The sequence below is a fragment of the Pseudomonas sp. GM80 genome, assembly GCF_000282515.1.
In the GTDB taxonomy this organism is placed as follows: Bacteria; Pseudomonadota; Gammaproteobacteria; order Pseudomonadales; family Pseudomonadaceae; genus Aquipseudomonas.
The window spans coordinates 1-8,345 of sequence record NZ_AKJD01000083.1; the positions used below are offsets into that span (position 1 = coordinate 1).

Below are 8,345 nucleotides of genomic sequence, written 5' to 3' on the forward strand. Positions count from 1 at the left end.
TTTTGATCTTGCCTTTGATTGTTAAAAAACAGATCAAAAGATCGCAGCCTGCGGCAGCTCCTACAAGGGGACTGCGTCGGGTTTGCTAGTGCGGCAAGCGGCGGCTGTCCAGGACTCGGTTGACCATCAGCTCACTCAGCATGATCACCTGATGCAGCATCAGCATGGTCCGGCGTTGTGTGTTGTCGATGACGTCGCCGATATCACGGGCCATGTCGCTGGCAGCGGCTAACGATTCGCAGGCTTCGACGAGCAGTGTTTCTTCGTCCACTGCGGGGTCGATGAGGAAGATCTTGCTGGTCTTGCGGGAAGGGATTGAAAGCTTCAGTGAGCCGGGGTTGAGGTAGAAGTTGATGGCGCGGTCGGTCGCTTCTCTTAACTTTTGAGGTTCGAGGGTTGGGTCGTACGGGATCGGATCGGTATCCGGGGGATTTGGCGTGGCTTTGAACATGAGTGAAGCTCCTATCGCAGTTTCAGGAGCCGTCACTTCTCGCTACCAAACGAGGGTGGCGGCCATACGCGGGTTGGTAGACCGGCTGCAATAGGAAACCCGGCGCTCTCGAAAGAGCCCCCCCGCATGACCACCATATAAAGCAAGCCGCAAAAAAGAGGCTGCAGAAGGTGTCGCCATACAACTATTACAGACGGGCTACCAAACCCGATCACTGATTTTCAGTGACAGGGAAACGATATAGCCCGAGCCATGGTCGTGTATGCCGGCGGATTCTGGCGTACGCGTAGGTAACGGCGCAAGGCGTTGTAGGGCTTGTGGCGTAACGGTTTGTGTAATTTAAACATCTATCAGCAATCATGTTTAACAACGCGAAATGCCGAAAAATGTTCAACCCGTTTTCTGAAACGATTAGACGAAATCGCTCAACCTGAAAATGCATCCGCGCCATCGCAGGCATCAAATGACAATATTTCAGTGCCTACACATCTGCGTTCCATGTCCTACAACTCGATCAGAATCCGCCGACTTGCCCATCTCTGAGCAGGGTTCTACTGTTTGCCGCTCAAAATTAATTCACATAAGCTGGTCAGCATGAATACACATCCTTCGGAGGCTGCGATGGCCACCACCCGAAAAACCGACAAACCCAACAAAAAAAATGTCCGTGATGAACTGACATTCCTGGATGTTCGGCAAGCCGCGCGTGATGGGTAGAAAGTGTTCGATAAATTTGTGATCACTGGCAGGCTACCTTTTACAAAGTAGGCCTGGATGCCAGCCATCAAAATTTCCACACTTTTTGAACAAATCAATAACTGGAAAAACTTCGCGGCACACTTCTACAACTACAAAATCTGCGATGAATTACCGCAGTTTTTGGGCGAGACGAACGACTCGATCTGAACGATATGCATCATATTCACCTGGCCAGTAGTCAGGCACTGCAGGCTCGATGGGAAAAAATCAATCGTCAGTATTACCGCACAGCATTGGTTGATGATGCTGACAATGACTTTTGGCTGATCTACGCCTATGACGCCTTTCGGGATGAGTACCTGCTACTGACAATCACCGGCCCGGATGCTCATAACCGAAGCGAGTGGGGATCTTTTTTGCGCACCGTAGATTGCGAGATCGTTGAGCCTTGGGTTGTTGGCAGGATCTTCTTTCCGGACATTGATGAGCGGTGAGTTGTACTCTCAGAAAAAGCGGGAAGTTGCTCTGATGTTTTGGTGTTGTTCGTCAGGCCGCCATCGCTGGCAAGCCAGCTCCCACAGAGATTGCATGCAGTCTGTAAGAAATTGGTCGGCTGGTAGGTCGCTATCGCGAGCAGGCTCACTCCTACAGTAGGGCCGGGTGCATCAGCGAGGGAATGGTCGGCTGGCAGGCCGCCTTCGCGAGCAGGCTCTGCTCCTGCGAAGAGCGAAATCAAAAGATCGCAGCCTGCGGCAGCTCCTACATGAAACTCGCGGCGCAGCCGCACCACTCAACAATGAGCGCTAGCTCGAGTACCGCTTTTGATCTTGATCCACGGGCGACGTCGGAAGGCTGAGTGGAGGGATTGATCCGGGCGTGGGAGCGCAGCGACCGTTTGGCGAAGCCAAACACAGCGAGAGGAGGTGCACCGGATGGATCCCGGAGCGAAGGAACCCCGAGCCTTAGCGAGCGGGCCGAACGTAGGAGCAAGCGTTTTTTGCTTATTTTTTCGGGCGCTCCTTGTAAAAAAGTGAGTCGCCGTGAGGGCGAAACCCTAAGCAGCCGTTACCGCAGCAACGGATATGCCCCCCAAATAAAGCCTCACCGAAGAAACCCAGCCACACGCTCAGCCGCACGGGCCAAATGCTGCTCATGCGTAAACCCCGAAACCATCAACGGCTTCAAATCATGATCCCCCGCAGCCAGCCAAAACACCTCAATACTCGGTGACAAGGTGTAAGCCTCAACCGCTTCACGGTTGCCAAGCGCATCCCGCTCCCCCTGCACAATCAATGTCCGCGTCTTCAACCCAGCCAAATGCTCAACCCGAGGTTTCTCCGGCTTCCCCACCGCATAAAACGGATACCCCAGACAAACCAACGCATCAGCCCCCAACTCATCAGCCAAGAGACTGGCCATTCGCCCACCCATCGACTTCCCGCCAACCGCCAAAACCCCAGTGACATGACGTCGCACTTCAGCGAACACCTCACGCCAACTTTCCTGCAATTTCCCCGCAGGATTCGGCGGCCGCTTCACCCCATCAACCCGTCGCTGCGCCATATACGGAAACTCAAACCGCAACACGTTCACGCCCAGTGCAGCAAGGCGCCCAGCCATGTCGTTCATCCAGTCACTGTCCATCGGCGCACCGGCACCATGAGCAAGGATCAACGTCGCCGAAACCTCACCCGACGCGGCATCCCAAAGCCACCCATGATCACGCACGCACTGCGCCCATTGATCCCCGTCAATACTGGCCTTGTGCTGTTTGTCCATGCTTGCCTCGCTTTTAGTCTGCCTATAACTCCAGACGAAGGATTCGCCGCGTCTTTTGCGCGCGCTCACTTCGGCTGAACCGTGGATGGGGAACCATGAACACTTCTATCAGTACCGCCTACAACTACAAGGTGGTCCGCCAATTCGCCATTATGACGGTGGTGTGGGGCATCGTCGGCATGGGGCTCGGGGTTTTTCTCGCGGCCCAATTGGTCTGGCCCGAACTCAACTTCAATTTGCCCTGGACCAGTTTCGGCCGTCTGCGCCCGCTGCACACCAACGCGGTGATCTTCGCGTTCGGTGGCTGTGCGCTGTTCGCCAGTTCGTTCTACTCGGTGCAACGCACCTGCCAGACCCAATTGTTTGCGCCAAAAATCGCCGCGTTCTGCTTCTGGGGCTGGCAATTGGTGATCTTGTTGGCGGCGATCAGCCTGCCACTGGGTTACACCAGCTCCAAGGAATACGCCGAGCTGGAATGGCCGATCGACATCCTGATCACCATCGTCTGGGTCGCTTACGCCATCGTGTTCTTCGGCACGATCATGCAGCGCAAGACCAAACACATCTACGTGGGCAACTGGTTTTTCGGCGCGTTCATCATCACCGTAGCGATTCTGCACATCGTCAACAACCTTGAGTTGCCGGTGAGTTTCACCAAGTCCTACTCGGTATACGCCGGTGCAACCGACGCGATGGTGCAATGGTGGTACGGCCACAACGCCGTAGGCTTTTTCCTCACCGCCGGTTTCCTCGGGATGATGTACTACTTCGTACCGAAACAGGCCGAACGTCCGGTGTATTCGTATCGCCTGTCGATCGTGCACTTCTGGGCACTGATCACCCTGTACATCTGGGCCGGTCCACACCATTTGCACTACACCGCGCTGCCGGACTGGGCACAGTCGCTGGGCATGGTGATGTCGCTGATTCTGCTGGCACCGAGCTGGGGCGGCATGATCAACGGCATGATGACCCTCTCGGGCGCCTGGCATAAGTTGCGCAGCGACCCGATCCTGCGTTTCCTCGTGGTCTCGCTGGCGTTCTACGGCATGTCGACCTTCGAAGGTCCGATGATGGCGATCAAAACGGTCAACGCCCTCTCCCACTACACCGACTGGACCATCGGCCACGTACACGCCGGCGCTCTCGGTTGGGTGGCGATGATCTCGATCGGCGCGCTGTACCACATGATCCCGAAAATCTTCGGCAAGGCGCAGATGCACAGCGTCGGCCTGATCAACGCGCACTTCTGGCTCGCGACCATCGGCACCGTGCTCTACATCGCTTCGATGTGGGTCAACGGCATCGCTCAGGGCCTGATGTGGCGCGCAGTCAACGAGGACGGCACGCTCACCTACTCCTTCGTCGAAACCCTGGTGGCCAGCCACCCAGGCTTCGTCGTGCGGCTGATTGGTGGGGCGATCTTCCTCAGCGGCATGTTCCTGATGGCTTACAACACCTGGCGCACCGTGCGGGCCTCGCAGCCTGCTGACGTCGTCGCTGCCGCGCAGATGGCCTGAGGAGTCGACCATGAAACACGAAACGATTGAAAAGAACGTCGGCCTGTTGATGTTGCTCATGGTGTTTGCCGTGAGCATCGGCGGCCTGACCCAGATCGTCCCGCTGTTCTTCCAGGACGTCACCAACAAACCGGTCGAGGGCATGAAGCCCTACACCGCGCTGCAACTGGAAGGCCGCGACATCTATATCCGCGAAGGCTGCGTCGGTTGCCACTCGCAGATGATCCGCCCGTTCCGCGCCGAAACCGAACGCTACGGGCATTACTCGGTAGCCGGTGAAAGCGTTTGGGATCACCCGTTTCTCTGGGGCTCGAAACGTACCGGTCCGGACCTCGCCCGGGTCGGCGCGCGCTACTCGGATGACTGGCACCGCGCGCACTTGTACAACCCGCGCAACGTCGTACCGGAATCGAAAATGCCGGCCTACCCGTGGCTTGTCACGCAGGCGGTCGACAGCAGCCACACCGAAACCAAGCTCAAAGTCATGCGCACTCTTGGCGTGCCGTACACCGACGACGACATCAGCGGCGCGGTCGCCAGCCTCAAGGGCAAGACCGAAATGGACGCGCTCGTCTCCTACCTGCAAGTGCTCGGCACTGCGATCAAGAGTAAGAGGTGAGCCATGGTCATTGAAATGAGTGCAGGCCTGATTCGCGGCCTCGGCACGGTCGTGGTGTTCGTCGCCTTCGTCGGCCTGACCTTGTGGGTGTTCAACCGCAAGCGCACCCCGGAGTTCGCTGAAGCACGTCTGCTGCCGTTCGCCGACGAACCGCAAGCCGAAACAACCCAAGCAAATGAGACAAGGAGTACCCGGCCATGACCACCTTCTGGAGTACGTGGATCTGCGTACTGACCATCGGCAGCCTGATCGGCCTGACGTGGCTGCTGATCGGCACCCGCCGGGGCGAAACCAAGGGCAGCGTCGACCAGACCATGGGCCACAGCTTCGACGGCATCGAGGAGTACGACAACCCGCTGCCGCAGTGGTGGTTCATGCTGTTCGCCGGCACGCTGGTGTTTTCCGTGGGCTATCTGATTCTGTATCCGGGTCTGGGCAACTGGAAAGGCATTCTGCCGGGTTACGAGGATGGCTGGACCGGCGTGCACGAGTGGGAAAAGGAAATGAACAAGGCCGACGCCAAGTTCGGGCCGATCTTCGCCAAGTTCGCCGCCATGCCGGTGGAAGAAGTGGCGAAGGATCCGCAGGCGTTGAAAATGGGTGGCCGCTTGTTCGCTTCCAACTGTTCGGTGTGCCACGGTTCCGATGCCAAAGGCGCGTTCGGTTTCCCTAACCTCGCCGACAGCGACTGGCGCTGGGGCGGCGACGCCGACACCATCAAGACCACCATCATGGGTGGCCGGATGGCGGCGATGCCGGCCTGGGGTGAAGTGTTGGGCGAGGCCGGGGTGAAGAACGTTGCCGCTTATGTCCGTCATGAACTGGCCGGCCTGCCATTGCCAGCCGACAACAAGGCTGACCTGCAAGCGGGACAACAAGCGTTCAGCACCACGTGCGTCGCCTGTCATGGGGCAACCGGCCACGGCACTGAAGCCATGGGCGCGCCGAATCTGACGCACCCGGCCGGGTTTATCTATGGCACCAGCCTGACCCAACTCGAGCAGACCATTCGCCATGGTCGTCAGGGTCACATGCCGGCGCAAAACGAGCTGCTGGGCAACGATAAAGTGCAATTGCTGGCGGCTTATGTGTACAGCCTCAGCCACGGATTGAATACAGAAAAACTGATTACTGAAGACAAACAGAAATAATCATTGCGCACACCTCTGCCGCACGATTCTCCGTGCGGCAGTTTCCCACCCCTTTGCGACGCATTGTCGCACCCCTTCACACCCTCACCTTTCGGTTCCCCGGATTCGGGTCTACGCTTGCTCGATGCGGACTGGCCCGTGCCGGTTCCAGGTCGACCCCGAGCGATATGTTCGATGAATTGGCTGACAGACTCGCCGCAAAGGCCGGTAGATACCGGCTGTCGCGCCGATTGCCATTCATCAGCCGAACTGGCCGTTCGAACATACCTCGTTACAAGTGACCTGAACCCCTCGCTTTTTTCGTCCGCTGCGACATTTTGTCCGAGGCCGATTTTGTCCTTACGCGGCGCATGGAAAGGCCGCAGAATCAGCCTTGGAAAGCATTGACCCAGGTCATGGCGCGTTGCAATGACCCCCTGCTCTCTGCATACTTGCGGCCGATTTTAATCCTAATAAAACACCCAAACCGTGGAACCTTAGAATGAGCACAGCAATCAGTCCGACTGCTTATAACTATAAGGTAGTCCGCCAGTTCGCCATCATGACGGTGGTCTGGGGGATCCTTGGCATGGGGCTCGGTGTCTTCATCGCCTCGCAACTGGTCTGGCCGGAGTTGAACTTCGGTCTGCCGTGGACGAGCTTTGGACGCCTGCGCCCGTTGCACACAAACCTGGTGATTTTCGCCTTCGGTGGTTGTGCACTATTTGCCACTTCCTACTATGTCGTGCAGCGAACCTGCCAGACGCGACTGATTTCCGACAGCCTCGCCGCCTTCACCTTCTGGGGCTGGCAAGCGGTGATTGTCGGCGCAATCATTACCTTGCCGCTGGGTTACACCACCACCAAGGAATACGCGGAACTGGAATGGCCGATCGCCATTTTGCTGGCCATTGTCTGGGTCACCTACGGTCTGGTGTTCTTCGGCACCATCACCAAGCGCAAAACCAAGCACATCTATGTGGGTAACTGGTTCTACGGCGCGTTCATCGTCGTCACGGCGATGCTGCACATCGTCAACCACGCGTCCCTGCCGGTGAACCTGTTCAAGTCCTACTCCGCCTACTCGGGCGCGACCGATGCGATGATCCAGTGGTGGTACGGCCACAACGCGGTGGGCTTCTTCCTGACCACCGGTTTCCTCGGGATGATGTACTACTTCGTGCCGAAACAGGCCGAACGTCCGATCTACTCCTATCGCCTGTCGATCGTGCACTTTTGGGCCCTGATCACCCTGTACATCTGGGCCGGCCCGCACCACCTGCACTACACCGCACTGCCGGATTGGGCACAATCGCTGGGCATGGCGATGTCGATCATCCTGCTGGCGCCAAGCTGGGGCGGCATGATCAACGGCATGATGACCCTCTCTGGCGCCTGGCATAAGCTGCGCACCGACCCGATCCTGCGTTTCCTCGTGGTATCGCTGGCGTTCTACGGCATGTCGACCTTCGAAGGGCCGATGATGGCGATCAAGACCGTCAACTCGCTCTCGCACTACACCGACTGGACCATCGGCCACGTACACGCCGGCGCTCTTGGCTGGGTGGCAATGATCTCGATCGGCGCGATCTACCACATGATCCCGCGTCTGTTCGGCCGTGCGCAGATGCACAGCGTCGGCCTGATCAACGCGCACTTCTGGCTCGCGACCATCGGCACCGTGCTGTACATCGCGTCGATGTGGGTCAACGGCATCACTCAGGGCCTGATGTGGCGTGCAATCAACGACGACGGCACCCTCACCTACTCGTTCGTTGAAGCGCTGCAAGCCAGCCACCCGGGCTACATCGTCCGTGCCCTGGGCGGTGCTTTCTTCGCCAGCGGCATGTTCCTGATGGCTTACAACGTCTGGCGCACCGTGCGCGCCTCGAACGCTGTTGAAGCTGAAGCCGCCGCCCAGATCGCTGTCGTTGGAGCTCACTGATGAAGCATGAAGCTGTCGAGAAGAATATTGGCCTGCTGGCCTTCTTCATGGTCATCGCCGTCAGTGTTGGCGGCCTGACTCAAATCGTTCCGCTGTTTTTCCAGGACGTCACCAACAAGCCGGTCGAAGGCATGAAGCCACGCCCCGCCCTTGAACTGGAAGGCCGCGACGTTTACATCGCCAACGGCTGTGTCGGCTGCCA

Annotated in this window: 9 protein-coding genes; 7 read left to right on the forward strand and 2 right to left on the reverse strand. The window is 57.8% G+C overall.

What is annotated here, in order from left to right:
- Positions 1-85 precede the first annotated feature (85 nt).
- Entirely contained in the window at positions 86-451 is a 366-nt protein-coding gene (locus tag PMI37_RS14655; RefSeq protein ID WP_008082024.1) for a DUF6124 family protein, read from the reverse strand.
- 911 nt (positions 452-1,362) lie between these two features.
- Between PMI37_RS14655 and PMI37_RS14660 the strand changes: the two genes are divergently transcribed.
- Positions 1,363-1,644 carry a type II toxin-antitoxin system YafO family toxin gene (locus tag PMI37_RS14660; protein WP_008082027.1) on the forward strand — a complete coding sequence of 94 codons (282 nt, stop codon included), beginning with the start codon at positions 1,363-1,365 and terminating at the stop codon, positions 1,642-1,644.
- Between the two features lie 607 nt (positions 1,645-2,251).
- Here PMI37_RS14660 and PMI37_RS14665 read toward each other — a convergent pair.
- Positions 2,252-2,929, reverse strand: a complete 678-nt coding sequence (locus PMI37_RS14665) for an alpha/beta family hydrolase (RefSeq protein ID WP_008082028.1) — start codon at positions 2,927-2,929, stop codon at positions 2,252-2,254.
- Positions 2,930-3,024: 95 nt separating this feature from the next.
- On the opposite strand from PMI37_RS14665, the gene ccoN (PMI37_RS14670) reads away from it, so the two are divergent.
- From ccoN (PMI37_RS14670) to PMI37_RS14695, 6 genes are all read left to right on the forward strand, one after another.
- Positions 3,025-4,449, forward strand: coding sequence for a cytochrome-c oxidase, cbb3-type subunit I (gene ccoN, locus PMI37_RS14670; protein WP_008082029.1), 1,425 nt, complete (start codon positions 3,025-3,027; stop codon positions 4,447-4,449).
- Between the two features lie 10 nt (positions 4,450-4,459).
- On the forward strand, positions 4,460-5,068 hold the full coding sequence (ccoO, locus tag PMI37_RS14675; RefSeq protein ID WP_008082031.1) for a cytochrome-c oxidase, cbb3-type subunit II: 609 nt from the start codon (positions 4,460-4,462) through the stop codon (positions 5,066-5,068).
- Positions 5,069-5,071: 3 nt separating this feature from the next.
- Positions 5,072-5,269 (forward strand): cbb3-type cytochrome oxidase subunit 3, encoded by a 198-nt coding sequence (locus tag PMI37_RS14680; RefSeq protein ID WP_008082033.1) that lies wholly within the window; start codon positions 5,072-5,074, stop codon positions 5,267-5,269.
- On the forward strand, positions 5,266-6,219 hold the full coding sequence (ccoP, locus tag PMI37_RS14685) for a cytochrome-c oxidase, cbb3-type subunit III (RefSeq protein ID WP_008082035.1): 954 nt from the start codon (positions 5,266-5,268) through the stop codon (positions 6,217-6,219). Before PMI37_RS14680 ends, ccoP begins: the two co-directional genes overlap by 4 nt.
- A gap of 481 nt (positions 6,220-6,700) precedes the next feature.
- Positions 6,701-8,143: a cytochrome-c oxidase, cbb3-type subunit I gene (gene ccoN, locus PMI37_RS14690; RefSeq protein WP_008082037.1), complete on the forward strand. Its 1,443-nt coding sequence runs from the start codon at positions 6,701-6,703 to the stop codon at positions 8,141-8,143.
- A partial coding sequence (locus PMI37_RS14695) for a cbb3-type cytochrome c oxidase subunit II (protein ID WP_008082039.1) occupies positions 8,143-8,345 on the forward strand: 203 nt, incomplete at its 3' end. The genes ccoN (PMI37_RS14690) and PMI37_RS14695, both read left to right, overlap by 1 nt.

What these genes read in the sequence shown, in the direction of transcription:
- PMI37_RS14655 (WP_008082024.1), bottom strand. Translation starts at nt 451, where the DNA reads ATGTTCAAAGCCACGCCAAATCCCCCGGATACCGATCCGATCCCGTAC.
- PMI37_RS14660 (WP_008082027.1), top strand. Translation starts at nt 1,363, where the DNA reads ATGCATCATATTCACCTGGCCAGTAGTCAGGCACTGCAGGCTCGATGG.
- PMI37_RS14665 (WP_008082028.1), bottom strand. Translation starts at nt 2,929, where the DNA reads ATGGACAAACAGCACAAGGCCAGTATTGACGGGGATCAATGGGCGCAG.
- ccoN (WP_008082029.1), top strand. Translation starts at nt 3,025, where the DNA reads ATGAACACTTCTATCAGTACCGCCTACAACTACAAGGTGGTCCGCCAA.
- ccoO (WP_008082031.1), top strand. Translation starts at nt 4,460, where the DNA reads ATGAAACACGAAACGATTGAAAAGAACGTCGGCCTGTTGATGTTGCTC.
- PMI37_RS14680 (WP_008082033.1), top strand. Translation starts at nt 5,072, where the DNA reads ATGGTCATTGAAATGAGTGCAGGCCTGATTCGCGGCCTCGGCACGGTC.
- ccoP (WP_008082035.1), top strand. Translation starts at nt 5,266, where the DNA reads ATGACCACCTTCTGGAGTACGTGGATCTGCGTACTGACCATCGGCAGC.
- ccoN (WP_008082037.1), top strand. Translation starts at nt 6,701, where the DNA reads ATGAGCACAGCAATCAGTCCGACTGCTTATAACTATAAGGTAGTCCGC.